This is a genomic window from Oleomonas cavernae (assembly GCF_003590945.1).
GTDB classification, from domain to species: Bacteria; Pseudomonadota; Alphaproteobacteria; order Zavarziniales; family Zavarziniaceae; genus Zavarzinia; species Zavarzinia cavernae.
The window spans coordinates 779029-802022 of the sequence record NZ_QYUK01000011.1 but is presented as its reverse complement, the minus strand read 5'-3'; the positions used below and the strand labels follow the sequence as shown (position 1 = coordinate 802022).

At 67.1% G+C, this 22994-nt stretch carries 22 protein-coding genes; 14 read left to right on the top strand and 8 right to left on the bottom strand.

Features of this window, described 5'->3' with window-relative positions:
- Positions 1-100 precede the first annotated feature (100 nt).
- The 4 genes from D3874_RS07455 to D3874_RS07440 are packed head-to-tail and all read left to right on the top strand — an operon-like array spanning position 101 to position 6176.
- Entirely contained in the window at positions 101-1174 is a 1074-nt protein-coding gene (locus tag D3874_RS07455) for an efflux RND transporter periplasmic adaptor subunit (RefSeq protein WP_119777519.1), read from the top strand.
- Between the two features lie 36 nt (positions 1175-1210).
- Positions 1211-4291, top strand: coding sequence for an efflux RND transporter permease subunit (locus D3874_RS07450; protein WP_119777518.1), 3081 nt, complete (start codon positions 1211-1213; stop codon positions 4289-4291).
- Positions 4288-5484 carry a class I SAM-dependent rRNA methyltransferase gene (locus D3874_RS07445; protein WP_119777517.1) on the top strand — a complete coding sequence of 399 codons (1197 nt, stop codon included), beginning with the start codon at positions 4288-4290 and terminating at the stop codon, positions 5482-5484. The genes D3874_RS07450 and D3874_RS07445 overlap by 4 nt, the downstream gene beginning before the upstream one ends.
- Positions 5481-6176 (top strand): DUF1194 domain-containing protein, encoded by a 696-nt coding sequence (locus tag D3874_RS07440; RefSeq protein WP_158595882.1) that lies wholly within the window; start codon positions 5481-5483, stop codon positions 6174-6176. Before D3874_RS07445 ends, D3874_RS07440 begins: the two co-directional genes overlap by 4 nt.
- On the opposite strand, the gene D3874_RS07435 is transcribed toward D3874_RS07440, so the two are convergent.
- Together D3874_RS07435 and D3874_RS07430 are read right to left on the bottom strand one after the other, a co-directional pair.
- Positions 6157-6603 (bottom strand): NfeD family protein, encoded by a 447-nt coding sequence (locus tag D3874_RS07435; protein WP_119777515.1) that lies wholly within the window; start codon positions 6601-6603, stop codon positions 6157-6159. The genes D3874_RS07440 and D3874_RS07435 overlap by 20 nt on opposite strands.
- A gap of 10 nt (positions 6604-6613) precedes the next feature.
- A complete protein-coding gene (locus D3874_RS07430) occupies positions 6614-7534 on the bottom strand; it encodes an SPFH domain-containing protein (RefSeq protein ID WP_119777514.1) in 921 nt (306 codons plus the stop codon).
- Between the two features lie 74 nt (positions 7535-7608).
- Here D3874_RS07430 and D3874_RS07425 point away from each other — a divergent pair, with 74 nt between their 5' ends.
- On the top strand, positions 7609-8340 hold the full coding sequence (locus D3874_RS07425) for a type 1 glutamine amidotransferase (protein ID WP_119777513.1): 732 nt from the start codon (positions 7609-7611) through the stop codon (positions 8338-8340).
- Complete coding sequence (locus tag D3874_RS07420) at positions 8337-9530, top strand: hypothetical protein (protein ID WP_119777512.1); 1194 nt, start codon at positions 8337-8339, stop codon at positions 9528-9530. The genes D3874_RS07425 and D3874_RS07420 overlap by 4 nt, the downstream gene beginning before the upstream one ends.
- Positions 9531-9580: 50 nt before the next feature.
- On the opposite strand, the gene D3874_RS07415 is transcribed toward D3874_RS07420, so the two are convergent.
- From D3874_RS07415 to D3874_RS07390, 6 genes are all read right to left on the bottom strand, one after another.
- Positions 9581-11959, bottom strand: a complete 2379-nt coding sequence (locus D3874_RS07415; protein ID WP_199698984.1) for an efflux RND transporter permease subunit — start codon at positions 11957-11959, stop codon at positions 9581-9583.
- 220 nt (positions 11960-12179) lie between these two features.
- Positions 12180-12887 (bottom strand): TetR/AcrR family transcriptional regulator, encoded by a 708-nt coding sequence (locus tag D3874_RS07410; RefSeq protein WP_147385558.1) that lies wholly within the window; start codon positions 12885-12887, stop codon positions 12180-12182.
- Between the two features lie 95 nt (positions 12888-12982).
- Complete coding sequence (locus D3874_RS07405) at positions 12983-13507, bottom strand: hypothetical protein (RefSeq protein ID WP_147385557.1); 525 nt, start codon at positions 13505-13507, stop codon at positions 12983-12985.
- A 37-nt stretch (positions 13508-13544) separates the two neighbouring features.
- Entirely contained in the window at positions 13545-14024 is a 480-nt protein-coding gene (locus tag D3874_RS07400; protein WP_158595881.1) for a DoxX family protein, read from the bottom strand.
- Positions 14025-14052: 28 nt separating this feature from the next.
- Positions 14053-15660: an MNIO family bufferin maturase gene (bufB, locus tag D3874_RS07395; protein WP_158595880.1), complete on the bottom strand. Its 1608-nt coding sequence runs from the start codon at positions 15658-15660 to the stop codon at positions 14053-14055.
- A 19-nt stretch (positions 15661-15679) separates the two neighbouring features.
- Positions 15680-15937: a BufA1 family periplasmic bufferin-type metallophore gene (locus tag D3874_RS07390; RefSeq protein ID WP_119777507.1), complete on the bottom strand. Its 258-nt coding sequence runs from the start codon at positions 15935-15937 to the stop codon at positions 15680-15682.
- Between the two features lie 185 nt (positions 15938-16122).
- On the opposite strand from D3874_RS07390, the gene D3874_RS07385 reads away from it, so the two are divergent.
- The 8 genes from D3874_RS07385 (at position 16123) to D3874_RS07350 (ending at position 22973) form a co-directional block, all read left to right on the top strand.
- Positions 16123-16695 carry a sigma-70 family RNA polymerase sigma factor gene (locus D3874_RS07385; protein ID WP_119777506.1) on the top strand — a complete coding sequence of 191 codons (573 nt, stop codon included), beginning with the start codon at positions 16123-16125 and terminating at the stop codon, positions 16693-16695.
- A 17-nt stretch (positions 16696-16712) separates the two neighbouring features.
- Entirely contained in the window at positions 16713-17399 is a 687-nt protein-coding gene (locus D3874_RS07380; protein WP_158595879.1) for an NrsF family protein, read from the top strand.
- A gap of 74 nt (positions 17400-17473) precedes the next feature.
- Positions 17474-17998: a gamma carbonic anhydrase family protein gene (locus tag D3874_RS07375; RefSeq protein WP_119777504.1), complete on the top strand. Its 525-nt coding sequence runs from the start codon at positions 17474-17476 to the stop codon at positions 17996-17998.
- A 57-nt stretch (positions 17999-18055) separates the two neighbouring features.
- Positions 18056-18688 (top strand): glutathione S-transferase family protein, encoded by a 633-nt coding sequence (locus tag D3874_RS07370; protein ID WP_119777503.1) that lies wholly within the window; start codon positions 18056-18058, stop codon positions 18686-18688.
- Between the two features lie 155 nt (positions 18689-18843).
- The gene (locus D3874_RS07365) at positions 18844-19788 is read left to right on the top strand and encodes a sulfotransferase domain-containing protein (protein ID WP_119777502.1); all 945 of its coding nucleotides are present in this window, start codon (positions 18844-18846) and stop codon (positions 19786-19788) included.
- 102 nt (positions 19789-19890) lie between these two features.
- Positions 19891-20871 (top strand): tripartite tricarboxylate transporter substrate-binding protein, encoded by a 981-nt coding sequence (locus D3874_RS07360; RefSeq protein WP_119777501.1) that lies wholly within the window; start codon positions 19891-19893, stop codon positions 20869-20871.
- Between the two features lie 134 nt (positions 20872-21005).
- A complete protein-coding gene (locus D3874_RS07355) occupies positions 21006-21458 on the top strand; it encodes a tripartite tricarboxylate transporter TctB family protein (protein WP_119777500.1) in 453 nt (150 codons plus the stop codon).
- A gap of 12 nt (positions 21459-21470) precedes the next feature.
- Entirely contained in the window at positions 21471-22973 is a 1503-nt protein-coding gene (locus tag D3874_RS07350; RefSeq protein ID WP_119777499.1) for a tripartite tricarboxylate transporter permease, read from the top strand.
- Positions 22974-22994 lie beyond the last annotated feature (21 nt).

The following is a 22994-nucleotide window of genomic DNA, read 5'->3' as shown; positions in this document are numbered from 1 at the left end:
CCGTTCCGTTTCAGGTGGGGCTGTGGCGTCTTCACCCAGGCGCCTTGACGCTTTTCACGGCCGCCACCACAGTCTTCTGCGTATCCAATGACGGTTTGTCATGACCCTGACCGCGAAAAGCCCGGCCATCGTTGCCGCCCTCCTGGCCGCGTTGCTGATCGGCGGCCTGGACCTGACACCGGCCAGCGCGCAGAACGCACCGGCCAAGGGCATACCGGTCGAGGTCGTCAAGGTGGTGCCCAAGGACCTGACCGACCAGCTGGAGGCCGTGGGCACCCTGCGCTCGAACGAGTCGGTGGTGCTGCGGCCCGAGATTGCCGGCCGGGTGACCAGGATCCTGTTCAACGAAGGCCAGCCGGTCGCGGCCGGCGCCCCGCTGATCGACCTCGATGCCTCGACCTATGAAGCCGAACTGGCGGTGGCCCGGTCCGACCTGAAACTGGCCCAGGCCGATGCCGAACGGGCCCGGACCCTGTTCAACCAGCGCGCCGGCACGGCCCGCGCCCAGGACGAGGCGATGGCCAGGCTGTCGTCGACCCAGGCCGCCGTCGCCCTGGCCGAGGCCCAACTGGCCAAGACCCATATCGTGGCCCCCTTCGCCGGCATCCTGGGGCTGCGGCAGGTCAGTGTCGGCGACGTGGTTCAGCCGGGCGAGACCCTGGTCAACCTGGAAGCCATCGACCCGCTGAAACTGGATTTCTCGGTCCCGGAGATGATGCTGTCGCGCCTCGGCGTCGGGCAGCCGGTCACCCTCGCGGTCGACGCGCTGCCCGGGCGCAGCTTTACCGGCCAGGTCTATGCCATCAACCCGCTGGTCGACGAGCGCGGCCGGTCGGTCGCGCTGCGGGCCACGGTGCCCAATCCCGACGGCGTGCTGAAGCCCGGCCTGTTCGCCCGGGTGAAGCTGACGACCGAGATCCGGGGCGGTGCGATCATCGTGCCCGAACAGGCGATCGTGCCGCGCAACGGCGCCCTCTTCGTCTTCAAGGTGACCGGCGACAGCGTCAGCATGGTCGAGGTGACGCTGGGCGAGCGGCTGGTGGGCGAGGTCGAGGTGCTGAGCGGCATCGCCGCCGGCGACACCATCGTCACCGCCGGCCAGCAGCGCCTGCGCGACAAGGCCAGGATCCTGATCGTGGGACCGGACGGCACCCCCGTCGCCTCGGAAAGCTGATCGCCTCAGCCTGTAACGGACAAGGAACACGCACCCATGGGTCTGTCCGAGCTGTGCATCCGCCGCCCGGTCTTCGCGACCGTTCTGGCCCTGATCATCCTGCTGGTCGGCATCGTCGCCTATCAGCGCCTGTCGGTGCGGGAATATCCCAATATCGACGTGCCCGTGGTCAGCGTCCGCACCGATTACACCGGCGCCAGCGCCGCGGTGATCGAAAGCCAGATCACCCAGGTGCTGGAGGATTCGATTTCGGGCCTCGACGGCATCGATACCATCACCTCGACCAGCCGCGACGGCCGCAGCGCCATCAGCATCCGCTTCCTGTTGAGCGTTTCGCCCGACGTCGCCGCCAGTGACGTGCGCGACCGCGTCTCGCGCGTGCGGGGGCGCCTGCCCAACGAGGTCGACGAGCCGATCATCGCCAAGGTCGAGGACGACGCCCAACCGATCATCTTCCTGTCGGCCAATGCCGAGAACATGAACCCGCTGGAAGTCACCGAGATCGCCGACACCTATATCGTCGACCGCCTGCAGACCATTCCCGGCATCTCCTCGGTCGACCTGCGGGGTGCCCGCGAATATGCCATGCGCATCTGGCTGGACCGCGCCCGCATGGCGGCCTATGGCATCACCACCCAGGACATCGAGAACGCCCTCTCGGCCCAGAACGTGACCCTGCCGGCCGGGCGCATCGAATCGTCGTCGCGGGAATTCACCGTCGAATCCCGCACCGACCTGCGGGAACCCGCGGAATTCACCAAGATCATCCTGCGCCAGGATGGCACCTACCTGGTCCGTCTGGGCGATGTCGCCCGGGTCGAGCTGGGTGCCAACGACGAACGGACGATCGCCCGCTTCAACGGCCGGCCATCGGTGACCGTGGCGATCACCAAACAGGCGACCGCCAACCCCCTGGACATTTCGCGGGAACTGCGCGCCCGCCTGCCTGAAATCCAGGCCGCCCTGCCGCCCGGCTTCCAGCTCGAACTGGGCTACGACAGTTCCGTGTTCATCGACCGCTCGATCGAGGCGGTCTACCACACCATCGCCGAGGCGGTGCTGCTGGTCGTCGTGGTGATCTTCTTCTTCCTGCGCAGCGCGCCGGCCACCCTGATCCCGATCGTGACCATCCCGGTGTCGCTGATCGGGGCGTGCATGATCATGTACGCCTTCGGCTTCACCTTGAACACCATGACCCTGCTGGCCTTCGTGCTGGCGATCGGCCTGGTGGTCGACGATGCCATCGTGGTGCTGGAAAACATCTTCCGCCACGTCGAGGACGGCATGAAGCCGATGCGGGCGGCGATCCAGGGCGCGCGCGAGATCGGCTTCGCCGTGGTCGCCATGACCCTGACCCTGGTCGCGGTCTATGCCCCCGTCGCCTTCGCGGAAGGCCGGGTGGGCCGGCTGTTCGCCGAATTCGCCCTCACCCTGGCCGGCGCCGTGCTGATCTCGGGCTTCATCGCCCTGACCCTGACGCCGATGATGTGCTCGCGCCTGCTCAAGCATTCGCCCCGGCACGGCCTGCTGTACCGCACGATCGAGCGCTGGCTGGACGGTCTCGACCGCGGCTATGGCCGGGCGCTGACCTTCGCCCTGCGGCGCTGGCCGGTCGTGGTCGCCGCCGGGCTGCTGGTGGCCACGGCCAACTGGTTCCTGTTCACCAGCCTGAAATCGGAACTAGCCCCGCTGGAGGACCGCGGCACGATCTATGTCCGCGGGACCGCCCCCGAGGGCTCCACCCTCGACTTTACCTCGCTCTACGGCAGCGTGGTCGAGAAGATGGTGGCGAATATCCCGGAGGTGGAATCGGTCCTGTTCATCGTCGGCAATCCCGACGTGACCTCGCTGACCGCCATCGTGCGCCTGAAACTGTGGGAGGAGCGCGAGCGCACCCAGCAGCAGGTCGCCGCCAGCATGGCGCCGATCCTGTCGCGGGTGCCAGGCGTTACCCAGTTTCCCAGCAACCCGCCGTCGCTGGGCCAGAATGCCCGCGACAAGCCGGTGCAGTTCGTCATCCAGACCAGCGGCAGCTTCGGCGAACTCGACGAGGTGGCCCAGCGGCTGATCCAGAAGATCGAAACCAACCCGGGCCTGGTGAACATCGAATCCGACCTGACCCTGAACAAGCCGCAGATCGACGTCGTCATCGACCGCGACAAGGCCGCCAGCTTAGGGATAGACGTCGGCGTGATCGGCCGCACGCTGGAGACCTTCTTCGGCGGCCGCCAGGTCACCCGCTTCGAGCGCAACGACAAACAATATGACGTGATCGTCGAGGTGACGGACGCCGACAGCCGCCAGCCGTCGGACCTGACCTCGCTCTATGTCCGGGCCGCCTCGGGCGAGATGGTGCAACTGTCGAACCTCGCCACCATCGACGAGCAGGTCGGCCCCAAGGAATTGCTGCGCTTCAACAAGTCGCGCTCGGCCACCATCTCGGCCAATCTCGCCGCGGGCTATGGCCTGGGCGAGGCCCTGGCCTTCGTCGAGGCCGCCGCGCAGGAGGTGCTGCCCCAGGGCTATCGCTACGATTACTCAGGCCAGAGCCGCGAGTTCCGTGATGCCTCGGGCACGCTCTATGTCACCTTCCTGCTGGCCATTGCCTTCATCTTCCTGGTGCTCTCGGCCCAGTTCGAGAGCTTTGCCGCGCCGCTGGTCATCCTGCTGTCGGTTCCCCTGTCGATCGCCGGTGCGCTGACCGCCCTGCTGCTGTCGGGCGGCACGCTGAACGTCTACAGCCAGATCGGCCTGATCACGCTGATCGGCCTGATCTCCAAGCACGGCATCCTGATCGTCGAATTCGCCAACCAGCTCCAGGAAGCCGGGCGTTCCAAGATCGAGGCGGTGATCGAGGCGGCGCGCCTGCGCCTGCGCCCGATCCTGATGACCACCGGCGCCATGGTGCTGGGCGCCGTGCCGCTGGCCTTCGCCACCGGCCCGGGTGCCGAAAGCCGGCAGGATATCGGCTGGGTCATCGTCGGGGGCTTGAGCTTCGGCACGGTGCTGACCCTGTTCGTGGTGCCGATCGCCTATCTCCTGATCGGCCGCAGCCACAAGGCCGGGGCGGAAGCGGATGCGGACGAGGCAGTTTCTGCTAATGTCCCGCAACGATGACCGATGCCCCGATTCAGACGATCCAATTGCTTGCCGGCCATGACCGGCGCATTGCCGGCGGCCACCCCTGGGCCTATTCCAACGAGTTGAAGCTGGACGCCGCGGCCAAGGCGATCGCGCCGGGCGCCCTGGTCCACCTGACGCGGATCGACGGCAAGCCGATGGGCCTTGCCACCTTCAACAAGAACACGCTGATCGCCGCGCGCCTGATGTCGCGCGATCCGGCGGTGACGACCATCGACCAGGGCTTTCTGCACCGGCGCCTCGCCGCGGCCCTGGCCCTGCGCCAGCGCCTGTTTGCCGAACCCTATTACCGCCTGGTGCATTCCGAGGGCGACGGCCTGCCCGGCTTCATCATCGACCGCTTCGGCGATGTCGTGGTGGTCCAGGCCAATACCGCCGGCGCCGAGCATCTGACCGAAGCCATGCTCGACGCGCTCGAGGCCATGGTGCAGCCCCGGGCGATCGTGCTGCGCAACGACAGCAGCTACCGCGACCTGGAAGGCCTGAGCCGCAGCATCCGCCTGGCGCGCGGGGTGCTGCCGGCCCAGATCGAGGTCAAGGAGCACGGTGTCCGCCATCTGGTGGAACCCCTGGACGGCCAGAAAACCGGCTGGTTCTTCGACCTTCACGACGCCCGCGGCCTGATGGCGCGGCTGGCCGCCGGCGGCCGGATGCTGGACCTGTGCTGCAACACCGGCGCCTTTTCGCTGGCCGCCCTGGCCGCCGGTGCCGAGCAGGCGCTGCTGGTCGACCGCTCGGATTCCTCGCTGGCCCAGGCCAGCGCCAGCGCCGCCCTGAACGGCCTGGCCGCCCGCACCGAGATCCGCCGCGGCGATCTGTTCGACGAGGCCGACCGGCTGTCCCATGCCGGGCGCCAGTTCGACACCGTCATCGCCGACCCGCCCAGCTTCGCCAAGTCGCGGCGCGACGTGCCCCAGGCGCTGAAAGCCTATCGCAAGCTGGCGCGCCAGGCGGCCCTGCTGACCGCCCCCGGCGGCTTCCTGTTCATCGCCTCGTGCAGCCACAATATCGAGACCGAGGCCTTCGGGACCGAGGTCGCCCGCGGTATCGCCGGGGCGGCGCGCGAAGGCCGCATCATCGCCGCCGGCGGCGCCGGCGCCGACCATCCCGTCCACCCCTTGCTGCCCGAGACCGGCTATCTCAAATGGCAGGTCCTGGCGCTCGATTGATCGGGCGCCTCGCCCTTCTCGTGGCACTCTGCCTGCCCGCCGCGGGGCGGGCCGCATCGGTCGACGTCGCGCTGGTGCTGGCGCTCGACTCGTCGTCCTCGGTGAACCGGGACGAATTCTTCCTGCAGACCCAGGGCATCGCCGCCGCCTTTGCCGACCCCGAGGTGCAGGCCGCGATCGACGCCGGCCCCAAGGGCACCATCGCCGTGGCGATCATGGAATGGTCGCATCCCACGCGGCAGAACCTGAGCCTGGACTGGCAACTGGTGACCGCGGGCAATGCCGCCGCCTATGCCGAAAGCGTCAGCAATATGCCGCGTTACATCGAAGGTGGCGGCACGGCGGTGGGCGCCGCCCTGCTGCGGGCGGGCGCCGTCGTCGACGCGGTGCCGCACCAGGCGGCGCGCAAGGTCATCGACCTGTCGGGTGACGGCAAGACCAGCGCCGGCCCGCCAGCGGCCCCCATCCGCGACAGCCTGGTGGTCCGCGGCATCACCATCAATGCGCTGGCGGTGGTCAACGAGGAGCCGGACGTCGACAGTTTCTTTGCCCGCGACGTCATCGGCGGCCCGGGCGCCTTCGTCGAGGTCGCCAGGGATTACGACGACTTCGTCAATGCGATCAAGCGCAAGCTGCTGCGCGAACTCAAACCCGAGCCGCTGGTCGCGGCAATCATATCGCCTCGACAGTGAGGCGGGGACCGTCGGCGGCGATCACGCGCACGCGGGTACCGACGGGCAAATCCGTTGCCGCGGTTACGGCCCAACTGCCGTCACCCAGGCGTACCCGGCCGGTGCCGTTCACGACCGGCTCGATCAGGACCGCCTCGGCACCGATCAGCGATACGCCGCGCTGGTTGAGCCCCTTCGCCGCCGCCTCCTGCCCGGTGCTGCGCAGCAGATTATGGCCGAACAGCAAGGCCAGTGCGCTGGCCACGGCGAAGATGGCGGCCTGGAAGTACCAGATCAAATCGGGCACCGCGAGCAGCACGGTGCCGGCGGCAACGGCGCCGATCGCCAGCCACAGAAAGACGATCCCCGGGGCCAGGATCTCCAGAATGATCAGGACGCCGGCCAGGGCGTACCAGTACCAGTAGACCAGGACGATCGGCTCTGCCATGCCCCCTCCATCACGTGTGACCGCTGCCGGAATGCTTGGTCAGGTCGGCGATGCCAGAGATCGCGCCCATGATGCCGGTCGCCTCCAGCGGCAGGAAGGTGACCTTGTTGTTGGGTGCAACGCCGATAGCGGTTAAGGCCTCGATATATTTCTGGCCCAGGAAGTAGTTGATCGCCTGGGTGCCGCCCGAGGCAATGGCGTCAGAGACCATGGCGGTGGCGCGGGCTTCGGCCTGGGCCGAGCGCTCGCGCGCCTCGGCATCGCGGAAGGCGGCCTCCCGGCGACCTTCGGCTTCCAGGATCGCCGCCTGCTTTTCGCCCTCGGCCCGCTTGATGCTGGCCTCGCGGACACCTTCGGCCTCCAGGATCACCGCGCGCTTCTCGCGTTCGGCCTTCATCTGCCGGCCCATGGCGATGACCATGTCTTCGGGCGGCGCGATGTCCTTGAGCTCAATACGGGTGACCTTGACGCCCCAGGGCTGAGTCGCCTGGTCCATGATCACCAGCAACTGGTCGTTGATTTCGTTGCGCTTGGACAGCACGTCATCGAGATTCATGCTGCCCATTTTCGAGCGGATGTTGGTGATCACCAGGTTGATGATGGCGCTGGTGAGATTCTGGACTTCATAGGCAGCCTGGGCCGCATTGATGACCTGATAGAAGGCGACGGCATCGGCGGTGACGATGGCGTTGTCCAGGGTGATGATCTTCTGGGAGGGGATGTCGAGCACCACCTCCTGGGTATTCATCTTCCGCCCGATCTGGTCGATCACGGGGAACAGGAAGTTGAGGCCGGGGCTCAATGTGCGGGTGTATCGGCCGAAGCGCTCGAGCGTGTAGGCCTGCCCCTGGGGCACCGTGCGCACCCCCAGCACGACGAGGATGACGACCAGGATGACCAGTACCAGGATGAATACCGCAATTCCTTCCATCGTCCCCTCCAAAATGCTGTTGCCCACAGTGTATAACAGGTCCTCCCGTCGGCCATCCGTGAACAACGTCACAAATGAACATCCTTTGTATCCAGAATGATTTGCGTACCCCGCCGGGGCTGGCCGGCCTTGCCCTGATCGAGGCGGGCTGCCGGCTCGACGTCATCGCCCCCCATGACGGCTGGTCCAGCCGCCAGCCGGCCGCCGACACGGCGCCGCTGCCGGCGGATGATGCGGGTTATGACGGCCTCATGGTGCTGGGCGGGCCGATGCACGCGGGCAATGACCGCGACTACCCCGCCCTGGCCCAGGTTGCTGGGCTGATTCGCCGCTTCACCGCCGCCGACAAGCCGGTCCTGGGGATCTGCCTGGGCGCCCAGTTGATCGCCCGGGCCTTCGGCGCCCGGGTCTATCCCCACGCCATCACCGAGATCGGCTTCCTGCCCCTGGACCTGCTGGACGCGGCGGCGGGCGATCCGGTGCTGGGCGGGCTGGCCGCACGCCAGCACGTGATGCAGTGGCACGAAGATACTTTCGACCTGCCCGAGGGGGCCACCCTGCTGATGACCGGCGAAACCTGCCGCCACCAGGCCTTTCGCATCGCCCGCGCCACCTATGCCTTCCAATGCCATTTCGAGGTAACGGCGGACATCGCCCGCGAGTGGATGCGTGGCCGGGCCCAATGGGTTGCCGAGGAACGCCCCGAGGTCCTCCTCGATTTCGAGGACGGCCTGCATCGCCACCTGCCCCAAGCCGCCCGATTCGCGGTCGATGTCACCCGCCGCTGGCTGGAGCTCATGCCGTGACCTTTTATCGTGATCGGGCGGCCCTTGCGGCTGCCCGGCGGCCGTCCCGTCGGCATTTCCTGGCGCTTGGCGCCGCCGCGGCACTGGGCGCGGGCCTGGGTTTGCCGGCGCGCGCCGCCGCATCGAGCCTGCGCCTGCTGGCGCCCGAGGCCTACGGCGACAAGGCCCTGCTCGCGGCCCTGGGCGGCGACGGGCCGCCGCTGGTCCATGTCCCGCTGGCCGACGACGACCAGGCCCTGTCGCCCTTGCGGCCGCTGGGCCCGACCGCCAGTGCCGCCGAGAAGGCCGCCCGCCCCGCCCTGGTGGTGACGGCCCATCCCTTCCCCCGCGGCATCCTGTGGCCCGAGGGCGTGATCGACCCGCTGGGCAAGGATGATCCCGCCAACGCCAGCCCGACCAATATCCTGCCCGGCTTGACACCGACCACGGCAACCCTCGAGTCCGGCTTCGAAGGCCGCTACCGGGTCGGTATCGCAACCCGGTTCGACCTGGCCGCCGTCGCCATCGATCGCCGGCGCGTATCGGCCGCGGCGGTCGGCGACCTAGGCCTTGCCGTGCTCGACGACCCGGCCTTGAACGGCCGCTACGGCCTGCTGGCCGACCCGCGCTGCCTGCTGGCCAGTGCCATGCTCTATGCCGGGCTCGACCCGTTCCGCCTGCAACTGCCCAGCGAACTGCGCCGCTTCGAGGCGGCGCTGGACCGCTTCGTGGGACAGGCCGCGCTGGTCACGCCCTCGGCCGACGAACTGGTGGCGGCGCTGGTCGACGGCCGGATCGATGCCGCCCTGCCTTGCGGCCTGCGCCATATCGCCCGGGCGCGCCTGGACGGCAAGGGCGACCTTGCCCTGGCGATACCGCGGCGCGGCCCCCTGGCCGGGCGGGCGGCGTTCTACTGGCTGGAGATGATCTCCCTGGCTGCCCAGCCCAAGCCGATCGGCCAGGCCCTGGAGATCATGGGCCGCGTCCGCGGTGCGGCGGTGGCGGCAGCGCTGGCCCGGGCGGGCGGCGGCCTTGCCCCCGCCGTCGGCCTGCTGGATCCGGCCAATGCCGGCGCGCTCGAGGCGGCCGAGCGCCGGGCGCTGGGCCTCGACGACCTGGCCGGCCTGATGCCGCTGGCGGTCCCCATGGCCCTGGTTCCTGAACGGCACCGATTGCAGCCGTTGCTGGACAAGGCGCTGAAGCCCAAATGACAAAGGGCGCGAGTGATCGCGCCCTTTGCCTTGGTCCGGGCCTGGTCGGCCTAGTGCATGCTGCGCATCAGCGCATTGCGCTCTTCTTCCGACAGCGGCGGATACTTCTTGGGCAGCAGCTGGTCGATGATCGAGATCATCGCTGGCAGCAGCGTAACCGCACCGATCATGTTCACCATGAACATGAAGGTCAGCAGCATGCCCATGTCGGCCTGGAACTTCAGGGCCGAGAAGCTCCAGGTGGAGACGCCGACCGCCAGGGTGAAGCCGGTGAACATGGTCGCCGAACCGACGTCCTTCAGGGCCTGCTCATAGGCTTCGAAGGGCGACTTGCCCAGGCGCATGTAGCGCTGGATGCGGTTGTACTCGTAGATGCCGTAGTCGACGCCGATGCCCACCGCGATCGCCAGCACCGGCAGGGTGGAGATCTTCAGGCCGATCTGCGCCAGCGTCAGGAACATGTTGCCGATGATGGTGGACAACACCAGCGGCACCACGCAGCACAACGACCCGCGCCATTCGCGATAGGTCAGCAGCACCAGGCCGATGACCACCGCGTAGACCCACAGCAGCATCGGGATTTCCTGCTCCTCGACCACTTCGTTGGTCGCGGCGGTGACACCGATCGAACCCGCCGCGAGGCGGATGTTCATGCCCTCGAGCTGGTTCTCCGGCTTGGCGCGGAACTCCTTCACCGCGTTGACCACGCCCTTGATGGTGATCGCCTTGCTGTCCTTGGTGAAGATCAGCAGCGGCAGCACGGTGCAGGTGGTGTTCAGCGTCATGGTCGAGGTCGGGATCGGGCCCACGGCCTGCGCCAGCACGCTGGTGTTACGCGGCAGGAAGTACCATTTCAGGTTACCCTCGCGCCACATCGAGCCGACCATCTTGGCAAGCAGCGGCAGGCCGATAGTGGACTGCACGCCCGGCACGTTGGCCATCTCCCACTGGAAGCGGTCGAGCAGGCTCATGTACTTGTGGTCGACGCAGGCGCCTTCCGGCGTCTCGACGATCACGGTCAGGATGTTCACGCCGATATCGAAGTTGCCGACGACAAAGCGGGTGTCCTGGTTGTAGCGGCTGTCGGGGCGAAGCTCCGCCGCGCCGGCATGCACGTCGCCGATCTGCAGCCCCTTGGAGACATAGACGCCGACGGCCCCCAGGATGAGACAGCCGATGACCATGATCCACGCATTGCGCGGCTTGGCGATACGGGCGACGTAGGGCCAGACCTTCTCGCGCTTCTCCATCTGCTTCTTGACCTGGCGGGCATATTCGCCGGTGGGGGCGATATACGAGGCCAGCAAGGGCAGCATGACCAGGTTGGAGACGATCTTGAGCGCAATGCCGATCGAGGCGGTGATCGACAGTTCGCGGATCATGCCGATGGGGATCAGGTAGAGCGTGCCAAAGCCGGCGAGGCAGGTGCATAGCGCCACGGACCCGGGGACCAGCAGGAAGTGGAAGGTATCCCGCGCGGCCGTCATCTTGTCCTTGCCGTTGGCGATCTCGGCACTGACCATGTTGATCTGCTGCACGCCGTGGGACACCCCGATGGCGAACACCAGGAACGGCACCAGCACGGCCAGCGGATCGAGACCGAAGCCCATCAGGTTGAGGATGCCGAATTGCCAGACCAGCGAGCATAGGGACGCCGACAGGGTGACGAAGGTCAGGCGCCACGACCGGCAATAGAGCCACAGCATCATGACGGTCAGCAGGAAGGCGGCGCCCATGAAGAAGACGACGCTTTCGGCCCCGTCCTTGATGTCGCCGACGACCTTGGCAAAGCCGACGATCTTCACCGAGATGCCGTCTTTTTCGTACTTGTCGCGGAAGGCCTCGAGCGCGTCGGCCACCTTGAAGTAATCGAGGCGGTCGCGGGTCTCGGGATCGATGTCCTGCAGCTCGGCCGAGATCATCGAGGCTTCGTAGTTGTTCGAGACCATGCGGCCGACGATGCCGGCCTTCTGCACGTTGGCGCGGACCAGCGCCATCGAGGCGGCATCCGCCTGGAATTCGGCGGGGATGACGTCGCCGGCGTTGATGCCCTCCTCGGTGATTTCGAGGAAGCGGGTATTGGGGGTCCACAGGGAGGCGAGCGTCGGGCGCGAGACGCCGGAGATGTAGAACACGTCGTCGGTGGCGGCCTTCAGGACCTTCAGGTATTCCGGCGTGAAGATCGTCCGCTTGCCCTGGGCGTCGGGGGCGGCCTCCAGCACGATGATGATGCGGTTGCCGCCGGCAAAATCGTCCCGGTACTTCTGGAAGGTGTCGATGTACTCATGGCCGATCGGCAGCATCTTCTCGAAGCCGGCGTCCATCCGCAGGCCGCTGGCGAAATACGCCATGAAGACGGTCACGATGGCGAGCGTGATCAGGATATAGGCCCTGAATCTGAATAAAAAATTCTCGATGATCTGCAGCATCAAGGCTCCCCTTCCCCGCCGGTCGTTGCCGGTTATCTTTAACGCCGACCGCGATGCGGTTCGGTCCCAAGTGTCACATTCGTTATTGGAGCGCAACTAACCCCGTAATCCCAACGCTCTTAGGCCGCACCGCTTGCCGCGTCAACGATGATCACCGCAGCTTTGGCGCGGAAATCCGACGTTTTCACGAATTCGCCTGCTTGACGCTGCGACACCGGCGTCATTCTGGCAGCAGGGCCAGGAAGACCTGCGTCATGGCGGCCTGCGCCGGGGAAACCTCGAGGTCTTCGGCCCGACGCAGGGCATACCAGGCGTGGAAGCCGGTGACGGCCGCGATCTGCCGGATCACGATCTTGCGCCGCGGCGGGCGCAGCGAGGCCAGTTCGGCCTTGAAGGTGACCTCGATCTGCACCCGGAAGATATGTTCCAGATGCCGATAGGTGGTTTGCAGCGTGGTCGAAATCGGTTCTTCCAGCAAGCCGGCGCGCCAGATGTTGCCGGCCCGCTCGAACAGGTCGAAGCGCTGCTTGATCAGGGCGTTCTGGCGCACCGCCAGCGTGGCATCGGGCCGGATCGGCTGGACCAGCGGCGCGAAGCGGTTCACCTCGCGCTGGACCGCCGCCGAAAACAGGGTCTCGAGATCGGGAAAATGCTGAAAGATCGAGCGGGTGGACACGCCCGAGCGCTCGGCGATGACCTTGGCGGGCGGCTTGAAATGGCCCTCCTCGAGCAGGGCGATCAGGGCGTCGAGCACCGCCGCGCGGGTACGGTGCGACCGCGCCACCCGCCCGTCGACCCGCGGCCCTGCCGGAACCTTGGCCTGGACCGCCTCGTCAACCTTCCAAGCCCCGGGATTGCCCCACGGCTGGGTCTCGGGCTTATCTGCAGCTTTCTTTCGGCGAACACCCGATTGTTCTTTGGAAGCCACGCCTTACCCCCGGAATCCGACAAAGACATCAACAGCTTGTCGCACCCCGGCGCGCGCTCGTCCAGTCGCACGACAACAGTCTGACACCGGCGGGGCTAGAAGCCGGCGCAGGGCCGTCCCATGGCATCCACCGCCACGCCGTCCAGGAAATACTGCCCGCCGCAGTTCGCGGGGCCCAGCCGAAGCACGGGCGCAGGCCCCTGGCCCTTTTTGCGCGGCGGCACGGCCGCGGCCGGTGCCGGCCTGGCCGGCCTTATCGGGGCGGCGACCACCGGTGCGGCGGGCGCCGCGGGCATCGGCGTGACACGCACCGGCGGCGGCAGAACGGCGGCGGACCGCGATGGTGCCGGCCGTGCCGCCGACGGCGGCTTGCCCGGGGCGTCGGGCTGAGTGGGGTCGGCCCAGCGCCGGTGCAGCGTTTCGCCGGGCAACAACAGGTCTTGGGGCGATTTGGGCGACGGCCGGGTGGCGATCTCGCGGCTTTCCAAGGGCGGCAGCGGCGACGGCGCGGGCCCTTGCGCCGGCACGGCGGCCGGTGTGTCGGCGAAGGCCGTCCCCGGCGCCCCCGCGACCAGCCCGAAGGCCGCCGCCAAGCCTATCGTCGCCCACACTTTCGGCATCGCCTCGATCCTGCGTGTCGGCGGCGATACTAGCAGATCAGTGCCGCCCGAACACAAAGGACAACAGCCGATCGGCCGACAAGGTCCCGCCCCCCTGGACCAGCAGCACCAGCAGGGCACCGCCCCACAGGCAGAACTCGACGGCATTGAAGGCGATGCCGTCGCCGGTGAACGGCACCACGAGCTGGATCATCATGGTGACGCCCAGCAGGATGACGGCGCCAAAGCGCGTGAACAGGCCCAGGAACAGCAGCCAGGCCCCCGTCGCCTCGGCCGCCGTGCCGAGATAGGCCGCGATTTCAGGCGGCAGCAGCGGCACCTTGTAAATTTCGGCAAACAGGCTGATGGCGCTGTCGCTCAAGCCGAAACCATCGAACCGGGTGCTGGCCGATTTCCAGAACACCAGGCCCACCCCCAACCGCAATGCCAGCAGCCCCAGGGGCAGCAGAACCACCCCGGCGGTGGCGGCCGCCTCGCGCAGGCCGCCGCCGGCCCGCACGCCGCCCGTATCGCTCATCGTCATGATCTCGTCCCCTCCCCGGATTTCAGGTTTCGGCCCGGCACAACAGGCCGCGCCCCAGGGCGGCGGCCAGAATCTCGCCAAGTTCGGCTTCCGCCCCGGCCCGCACGACCGCCGCCGCCGCATCGCCGAGGCGCGCGCCCTTGGCCACGGCGTCCAGAAACGCCCAGTCGCCCTCGCCCAACCGCGCAACCCGAATCATGTCCCCGCCGTCGCGCCAGACCGCGAGCCGGCGGGCCTCGTCGATCAGCCCGTCGGGCGTGCCGTCGCAGCCTTCCTGATTGGCCAGCCACAGCCGATCGACCGCCCAGCGGGACTGGATCAGCGCGGCCGAGGGTGGCAAGGCCAGGCTCAGGGTGTCGAGGTCGGCCGGGGCGATGCCGGCCAGGCCAAGGGCACTGAACACGGCCCTGGACGGCGCAAGTGCCGCGCCATGGCGCGCCCATTCCAGGTGTGCCACCGCCGCCACGTAGGGCAGGCCGGATAGGGCCTCTTCCCGGGCCAGGAAATCCGGCAGCAACGCGCCGAAGCGGCTCAACACCGGATCGGTCGGCGGATGGGCCGCGATGAAGCGGTTGGCGATCGCCGCGAAGGCCTCATTGCCGACCAGCCTGGCGACGACGGGGAAATGCAGCGCCAGAGCGGCGCTCAAGGTGATGCGCACATGATTGCGATGAATCGCCAGGCGCCTAGCGGGCGCCATGCCGGAGGCGCCGACCTGGGCCACCAGGGCCGGCGGCATCTCGCCCGTTCGCAAGCCCTGGGCGAATGTCCCCTGAAGCTCAGCCAAGCGCATGGCGCGCCTCCGGAACCGGCGGCCGGTCAGCCTTGGCGGCTTGCGCCAACAATCGCTCGACCGGGGCAAGGCACTGTCCCATTCGACCAGGGCCGGCACCGGCCCCAGACGGCGACGGGTGAGCGCGAACAGATCCCAGACGGCATCGGCCACGGCGCTGCCGTGATCGTCGATCCGGATCTGCGCATCACCCAGGTCGACCAGGGTGTGCCCGGCCAAATGAATCTCGCCCACACAGCCCAGCGGCATCGCCTCCAGGTCGGCCAGCGGATCGCGGCCCAGGTTGCAGGCGCTGAGATAGAGATTGTTGAGATCGAGCAGGACGCCGCAGCCGGTCCGCCGGGCCAGATGCCCGAGGAATTCCCCCTCGCCCATCTCGCTCGCCTCGAAGGACAGATAGCTGGAGGGGTTCTCGACCAGGATCGGGCGCTTGAGCGCGTCCTGGACCAGGGCGACATTGGCCGCCATGACGTCGAGCGCCTCGGCGGTCAACGGCAGGGGCAGCAGGTCGTTCCAATAGTGGCCGCCGGCGACCGACCAGGCCAGGTGCTCGGAGACCAGGACCGGCTCGACCCGCTCGACCAGGCGCACCAGCCGCGACAAATGATCCCGGTCGATCCCGCCGGCCGAGCCCAGCGAGAGACCGACGCCGTGAATCGAGACCGGCCGATCGCGCCGCACCGCTGCCAGGCGATCGCCGCCGGGACCGTCCAGCATGTGGTTTTCGGCATGGATCTCGACCCAGGCGGGATCGGCTTGCCCGCCGGCGACCGCATCGAGATGGGGCGCGCGCAGGCCGATCCCGCACCGGTCCATCCGGTCCGGCAAGGCCGTCATGGCGCGCGCCGACATCGGATCAGCCCGGCTCGAGCGTGCCGCCGGCCTGGGCGCAGGTGCCCTTGGGCACGTATTTCCAGGCATCCTTCTGGTGGTCGATGGTCGAGGTGCCGGCACACGACGACTTGGCCGTCTGACAGTCGTTCTGGCCGGCCTTGGCAATGCCGAAGCACTTTTCATTGTCGGCCGCGTAGGCACCGGTCGAAGCCAGGCCGACGGCGGCGGTTACGGCCGTGGCGAGCAGCGACGCCGTGGCGATCTTGGACGCGAGTGACATTTTTCTTCCCCTGATTTCAATGGCTTGCAGAAGCGGCGAGGCGCCGGCGGCCGAATGGCCAACAACAACCGGCCTCGTCAACTGGTTCGCCGGTAAAGCGCAGAGGTTACACCGGCTCTCGAATTGCCATGCTTTGGCGCTATTGTGTCCAGCGAGTCGCGACGGCGACGGGGGATTTCCAGCGGATGAGCGATCCGGCGGATGACGGTGCAGTCCTGGCCGAGCTGATGGCCGCGGCCCAGAACGGCGACCAGCGGGCCTATGCATCGCTGCTGCGCACCGTCACGCCCTATCTGCGGCGCCAGGTCCGGCGCTATCTGCGCGACGCCGGCGAAGTCGAAGACGTGGTGCAGGAAATCCTCCTGACCATTCACCGGGTGCGCCACACCTACGATCCCGCGAGGCCGTTTCGCCCCTGGCTGGTCGCCATTGCCAGGCGCCGGATCATCGATCGCCTGCGCGGCCTGATCCGGCGCGACGGCCGCGAGGTCGTGGTCGCGCCGGATGACGAAACCTTTACGACCGCCGCGGCGAACCAACCTGCGGAGGAGCCCGACCACGCCGCCCTGCATGCGGCGGTGGCGGCCCTTCCCGAAGGGCAGCGGCGTGCAGTAGAGCTGTTGAAGTTTCAGGACCTGTCGCTGAAGGAGGCTTCGGCCGTCAGCGGCATGTCGGTGGGGGCCCTGAAGGTTGCCGGGCACCGGGCGTACAAGGCGTTGCGCGCCGCCCTGTCGGGCGGGCGGGCGGTTGACGAGTAAGGCTAGGAACCATTGACGTGACGGTGGAGACCGACCGACTGATCGAGGAACTGACGCGGCAGGCAAAGCCCGTGCGACGCCTGTCGCCGCCTTTGCGCCGTGCCTGCCTCTGGCTGCTCGGCGCCGTCGTCGTCATCGCCGCGACCGCCGCGTTCCACGGCCTGAACGAAGCGCACGGCTTCCACCACATGTGGGCCAAGCTGGTCGAGACGAAACTCGCCCTGCAAATCCTGGCGAGCCTGGCGAGCGGCGTGACGGCGATCGTCGCGGCCTTCATGATCAGCCTGCCCGACCGGTCGCCGAACTGGTCCCTGCTGCCCCTGCCCGCCCTGGCGCTGTGGGCCCTCTCGATCGGCTACGGCTGCCTGACCGATTGGATCGAGCGCGGCCCGGACGGCTTCAAGCTGGGCACCAGCTTCGGCTGCTTCCTGACCATCGTGGGGACCAGCGTGCCCCTGGGCCTGCTGCTGGGCTGGGCGCTGCGCTACGCCACGGCCTTCCGGCCGCTGGAGACCATGACCATGGGCGCCCTGGGTGTCGCCGCCCTGTCGGCGACCGGCCTCAGCTTCTATCACGAGCTCGACGCGACGATCATGATCCTGCTGTGGCACGGCGGGTCGACCCTGATCGTGATCCTGATGACCCGCCTCATCGGCGCGCGCCTGTTGCAGCGCACCGCCCGGCCTGTCCGCGGCCAGGCTTGAAGCCCTACGCCGAGATTGCGCCGGGCGGGGCAGCCGGGGCATGCTGCCGCCACGAATTTCGGGGGTGGCAAACGATGATCTACCGGTTGGGCACGCGTGAGGTGGTCTGCGAGGAGGGCGTCTGGATTGCGCCCAGCGCGATCGTGATCGGCTCGATCATTCTCAAGCGCAATGCCAGCATCTGGTTCAACGCCGTGCTGCGCGGCGACAACGACCCCATCGTCATCGGCGAGAACACCAACATCCAGGACGGCTCGGTCCTGCACACCGACGACGGCGTGCCCTTGACCGTGGGCAGCCATGTCACCGTCGGCCACAAGGTCATGCTGCATGGCTGCACGATCGGCGACAACACGCTGATCGGCATCAATTCGGTGATCCTCAACAATGCCAGGATCGGCCGCAACTGCATCATCGGCGCCAACAGCCTGATCGGCGAGGGCAAGGAAATCCCCGACGGCTCGCTGGTCATGGGCAGTCCCGGCCGGATCATCCGCCAGGTTTCCGAGGCGCAGACACAGATTCTGACCATGCAGGCCCTGCATTACGTCGAAAATGCCCACCGCTTTGCCCGCGATCTTGCCCCCGTTTCGACGTAACCCCTTTTTCGGCCCTCGACCTTCCCCATCTATTGCGGGTTGAGGGAGGAGCGCTGCATGTCCGATCGGCCCCAGATCTTCGGGATACCCACCAGCACCTACTGCTGGACCATTCGCATGGTCTGCGCGGAAAAGGGCCAGGATCACGACTTCTTCGAAATGATTCCCGGCGGCGTGCTGGACGGCGTGCGCCATCCTTTCGCCCGGGTCCCGGTGATGCGCTACCGCGGCGTGGTGATTTACGAATCACTCGCCATCGCCCGCTACCTCGACCGCGAACTGCCGGGGCCGTCGCTGCAACCCGCCGACAGTTTCGAAACGGCGCGCATGGATCAATGGATCAGCGCCACCTCGGACTATCTCTACGACAGCATGATCACGGGCCTGGTGACCCAGCGGCTGGTCGCCCCCCTGGACGGGCAACTGCCGAACGAGGACGTCATCAGCGAACACAGCGCCATCATGCGCGAGCAACTGGGCGTAATCGACGAGATCCTGTGCCGCAGCCGCTACCTCGCCGGCGGGACCATGACCCTGGCCGACCTGTTCCTGGCCCCGCTCATCTACTGGATCGAGAAGACGCCCGAAGGCGAGGAAGCCCTCGACATGTATCCCACGCTCAAGCGCTGGTTCCACGGCATTGCCGGGCGCGAGAGCTTCAAGGCGACGACGCCCGCGATCCGGGTCTGAGCGGCGGCCGTTTTTTGTCGCCTGACGGCGAAGGAACGACAATCCTGGTGCGTTCTTCCGAGGCAACCCCAGACGGAGCCTCGACGATGACCATTTCCAGCGACCAGGATTCAGCCGGCAACTAGCCCCGGCGACCACCTGCATCACCAAAAGACATGGGTTTCGTCGTGGCGAGCGGCGGGCCGATGCCCCTGCTCGCCCACAACGGTCTTGGAATATTCAGCGACATGGACCTTGCAGCAATTCCCGAATACATCAGCGGAAAATTTCGGGCCCGACGCATCGAACGCGCCTACTGGCGGCAATTCGTTGCCGACCGGAATGCAGCCGACACTTTTCTCATTTCCTTTCCAAAATCGGGCAGGACATGGCACCGCGTCCTCCTCGGCCATTACTTGTGTCAGCTTTGCGGGGTTCCCGAACAACAGGCCTTTCAACTCGATGAGTTGAGCCGGATGGCTGGCACGGCCGGTCTGGTCTATTCGCACAACGGGGCAAATTTCACCGACGGCATCGCCCCTTCGCGCAAGGTCGTCGCGGCGCCGGCCTCGTGGCAGGGACGCAGGGTCATCCTGCTGGTGCGCGAACCGCGCGACACGCTGGTTTCCGCCTATCACCACGCCCGCCACCGGGACAAGACCTTCGACGGCAGCCTGCACGACTTCATCCGCGATCCGTGCACGGGCATCGACAAACTCATGACGGCCAGATGCCGCTGGTACGATAACAGGGCCCTGGCCGCGGAATTTCATGTGCTTTCCTATGAAGAGATGCATGCAGATCCCGCCGGTGCACTGCGTTCTACGCTGCAGTGGATGGGGGTCACCGAGATAATCGACGAGTACATCCTGAAATCAGTCGATTTCTGTTCGTTCGAAAAGATGAAAATCTATGAAATAACCAACTATTTCGATAACTGGCGCCTCAAGCGCGCTTCCGGCGACCCCAGCGGCGGCAAGGTGCGCGAGGGCAAGATCGGCTCCTCGCGGCGCCACTTCTCCGATGACGACGAGGCTTTCGTGAAGGAGCGGGTCCTGGCCTATGGCGGCGATCCCTTCGCCGCCTACCATCTGCCGCCCTCAGCAACGATACCGGCTTAGACTATCGTCGCTGGCAAAAGCGGTCGCCAAGGGCGACCCACCTCGTTATCCTCCCTAAGCGAAACCAGACGGTTACAAGCCTGGTCGACAAGGGAGGACATAATGAAGAAGTGGCTCGTCGCCGCCAGTGCCGCCATGGTCTTTGCCGCAGCCGGGTTGGGCGCGGCGCAGGCCGAAACCTATCCCTCGCGGGCGATCACCATCGTGGTCCCGTTCTCGGCCGGCGGCCCGACCGACACCGTGACCAGGCTGGTCGCGGAATCCATGACCAAGACGCTGGGCCAGCAGGTGATCGTCGAGAATGTCGGCGGCGCCGGCGGCACCCTGGGCGCGGCCCGCGTGGCCAAGGCCGACCCCGACGGCTACACCCTGCTGCTGCATCACATCGGCATGGCGACCAGCGCCACCCTCTACCGCAAGCTCGCCTACAAGCCGCTGGAAGATTTCGACTATGTCGGCCTGGTGACTGAAGTGCCGATGGTCATGATCGCCAAGAAGGACATGCCGGCGACCGACCTCAAGGGCCTGATCGAGTATGTCAAAGCGCACAAGGATACGGTGACCTATGCCAATGCCGGCATCGGCGCCGCCTCGCATCTGTGCGGCATGCTGTTCATGCAGGCGATCGAGACGCCGCTGACCACGGTTCCCTACAAGGGCACCGGCCCGGCCATGACCGACCTCCTGGGCGGCCAGGTCGACTTCATGTGCGACCAGACCACCAACACCACCGGCCAGATCAAGGCGGGCACGGTCAAGGCCTATGCCGTGACCACCAAGGCCCGGGTACCTAGCCTGCCCGACCTGCCGACCATGGCCGAAGCCGGCCTGCCCGGCCTCGAATTCGGCATCTGGCACGGCATCTACACGCCCAAGGGCACCGCGCCCGAGATCATCGCCAAGCTCGAAGACGCCTTGCAGAAGGCCCTGGTCGACGAAACGGTGATCGCCCGCTTTGCCGAACTCGGCACCGCCCCGGTTTCAGCGGCGGATGCCACGCCGGCAGCGCTGGAAGCCAAGCTGAAGGCCGAGATCGCCCGTTGGGCACCGGTCATCCAGTCGGCCGGCGTCTACGCCGACTGAAGGCCGGGATCGGCCTGGTTGCGTGGTTCGACAGGCTCACCATGAGGGAAATCTTTCTGCCATGAAGATTCCCCTCATCCTGAGCCTGTCGAAGGACGCACAGTGGCAGTGCAACGGGGGAAGCGGGGCGCAGCATGACGATCAATCGCAAGGACTTGGGCGCCGGTCTCGTCTTCATCGTGATCGGTGCCTTCTTCGGCCTGCAGGCAAACGGGCTCGACCTGGGCACCCGCCTCAAGATGGGGCCCGGGATGTTCCCGCTGATCCTGTCCTGCCTGCTGGTCGCGCTGGGGGCGATCATCATCCTGCGCGGCATCGGTACGGCGACGCCGGCCTCGACCCCGGTGCCGTGGCGGGGCCTGGCGCTGGTCCTGCTGGCACCGGTGGTGTTCGGCCTGACCGCGCGTGGCCTGGGCTTCGTGCTCGCCATTGCCCTCGTGGCCCTGATCACGGCCTATGCCTCGCAGCGGATGCATGCCGTTCTCGCCGTCTGTCTCGCCGTTGGCCTGACGGCCTTTTGCGTCGCCGTTTTCTATTTCGGCCTGGGCCTGCCGCTCGTCTTGTTCGGGCGCTGGCTGACTTTCTGACGGGGGCGTCGCATGGAGTTACTCGACAACCTGGCACTGGGCTTCGACACGGCCTTCACCACCGGCAACCTGCTCTACTGCTTCATCGGCGTCTTCCTGGGGACCCTGGTCGGCGTGCTGCCGGGCGTCGGCCCCACGGCGACCATCGCCATGCTGCTGCCGATCACCTTCGCGTTGGCGCCGGTCGCGGCCCTGATCATGCTGGCCGGGATCTACTACGGCGCCCAGTACGGCGGCTCGACCACCGCCATCCTGATCAACATGCCGGGTGAATCATCGTCCGCCGTCACCGCCATCGACGGCTATCAGATGGCACGCCAGGGACGCGCCGGCCCGGCCCTGGCGACGGCGGCGATCGGCTCCTTCGTCGCCGGCACCTTCGCCACCTTCGTGCTGGTCCTGTTCGCCCCGCCGCTGACCAAGCTGGCCCTGGAATTCGGCCCGGCCGAGAATTTCTCGCTGCTGATCCTGGGCCTCGTCTTCTCGATCGCCCTGGCCCACGGCTCGGTGCTCAAGGCGCTGGCCATGGTGGTGACGGGATTGCTGCTGGGGCTGATCGGGACCGACGTGTTCACCGGCACCCCGCGCTTCACCTTCGACGTGACGCAACTGGCCGATGGTCTGAATTTCGTCGCGGTGGCGGTGGGCATCTTCGGCATCGCCGAGATCGTGCGCAACCTTGAGAACGAGCACGACCGCGAGGTGGCGGTGAAGCACGTAACCGGATTGATGCCGACCCGCGCCGACCTGAAGCAGATGGCGGCGCCGATCGTGCGCGGCACCCTGCTGGGCTCGGTCCTGGGCGTGTTGCCCGGCGGCGGCGCGATCCTGTCGTCCTTCGCCGCCTATACGCTCGAGAAGAAACTGTCGAAGACGCCCGAGCGCTTCGGCAAGGGTGCGATCGAGGGCGTGGCAGCACCGGAATCGGCCAACAATGCCGGCGCCCAGACCTCGTTCATCCCGATGCTGACCTTAGGCATTCCCGCCAACCCGGTGATGGCCATGATGATCGGCGCCCTGATCATCCAGGGCATCACGCCGGGGCCCAATGTGGCGACCGACGAGCCGGCGCTGTTCTGGGGCATCATCGTCTCCATGTGGATCGGCAACCTGATGCTGATCATGCTCAACCTGCCGCTGGTCGGGCTGTGGGTGAAGATGCTGACCATCCCCTATTATTCGATGTTCCCGGCGATCTTGGCCTTCTGCTGCGTCGGCGTGCTCAGCGTCAACAACAACGCCTTCGACCTCTATACCGTCTCGGTCTTCGGCTTCCTGGGCTACGTCCTGGTCAAGCTGGATTGCGAGCCGGCGCCCCTGCTGCTGGGCTTCGTGCTGGGGCCGATGCTGGAGGAGCATCTGCGCCGCGCCATGATCATCTCTCACGGCAATCCGGCGGTGTTCGTCGAGCGCCCGCTCAGCGCCGGGCTGCTGGCGGTGGCGGCCATCGCCCTGATCGTCGTGTTCCTGCCGGGCGTGGCGCGCCGGCGCGAGGTTGTTTTCGTCGAGGATTGACGGCGCTCACGCAACCGGCGC

What these genes read in the sequence shown, in the direction of transcription:
- D3874_RS07455 (WP_119777519.1), top strand. Translation starts at nt 101, where the DNA reads ATGACCCTGACCGCGAAAAGCCCGGCCATCGTTGCCGCCCTCCTGGCC.
- D3874_RS07450 (WP_119777518.1), top strand. Translation starts at nt 1,211, where the DNA reads ATGGGTCTGTCCGAGCTGTGCATCCGCCGCCCGGTCTTCGCGACCGTT.
- D3874_RS07445 (WP_119777517.1), top strand. Translation starts at nt 4,288, where the DNA reads ATGACCGATGCCCCGATTCAGACGATCCAATTGCTTGCCGGCCATGAC.
- D3874_RS07435 (WP_119777515.1), bottom strand. Translation starts at nt 6,603, where the DNA reads ATGGCAGAGCCGATCGTCCTGGTCTACTGGTACTGGTACGCCCTGGCC.
- D3874_RS07430 (WP_119777514.1), bottom strand. Translation starts at nt 7,534, where the DNA reads ATGGAAGGAATTGCGGTATTCATCCTGGTACTGGTCATCCTGGTCGTC.
- D3874_RS07425 (WP_119777513.1), top strand. Translation starts at nt 7,609, where the DNA reads ATGAACATCCTTTGTATCCAGAATGATTTGCGTACCCCGCCGGGGCTG.
- D3874_RS07415 (WP_199698984.1), bottom strand. Translation starts at nt 11,959, where the DNA reads ATGCTGCAGATCATCGAGAATTTTTTATTCAGATTCAGGGCCTATATC.
- D3874_RS07405 (WP_147385557.1), bottom strand. Translation starts at nt 13,507, where the DNA reads ATGCCGAAAGTGTGGGCGACGATAGGCTTGGCGGCGGCCTTCGGGCTG.
- D3874_RS07400 (WP_158595881.1), bottom strand. Translation starts at nt 14,024, where the DNA reads ATGAGCGATACGGGCGGCGTGCGGGCCGGCGGCGGCCTGCGCGAGGCG.
- bufB (WP_158595880.1), bottom strand. Translation starts at nt 15,660, where the DNA reads ATGACGGCCTTGCCGGACCGGATGGACCGGTGCGGGATCGGCCTGCGC.
- D3874_RS07390 (WP_119777507.1), bottom strand. Translation starts at nt 15,937, where the DNA reads ATGTCACTCGCGTCCAAGATCGCCACGGCGTCGCTGCTCGCCACGGCC.
- D3874_RS07385 (WP_119777506.1), top strand. Translation starts at nt 16,123, where the DNA reads ATGAGCGATCCGGCGGATGACGGTGCAGTCCTGGCCGAGCTGATGGCC.
- D3874_RS07375 (WP_119777504.1), top strand. Translation starts at nt 17,474, where the DNA reads ATGATCTACCGGTTGGGCACGCGTGAGGTGGTCTGCGAGGAGGGCGTC.
- D3874_RS07370 (WP_119777503.1), top strand. Translation starts at nt 18,056, where the DNA reads ATGTCCGATCGGCCCCAGATCTTCGGGATACCCACCAGCACCTACTGC.
- D3874_RS07365 (WP_119777502.1), top strand. Translation starts at nt 18,844, where the DNA reads ATGGGTTTCGTCGTGGCGAGCGGCGGGCCGATGCCCCTGCTCGCCCAC.
- D3874_RS07360 (WP_119777501.1), top strand. Translation starts at nt 19,891, where the DNA reads ATGAAGAAGTGGCTCGTCGCCGCCAGTGCCGCCATGGTCTTTGCCGCA.
- D3874_RS07355 (WP_119777500.1), top strand. Translation starts at nt 21,006, where the DNA reads ATGACGATCAATCGCAAGGACTTGGGCGCCGGTCTCGTCTTCATCGTG.
- D3874_RS07350 (WP_119777499.1), top strand. Translation starts at nt 21,471, where the DNA reads ATGGAGTTACTCGACAACCTGGCACTGGGCTTCGACACGGCCTTCACC.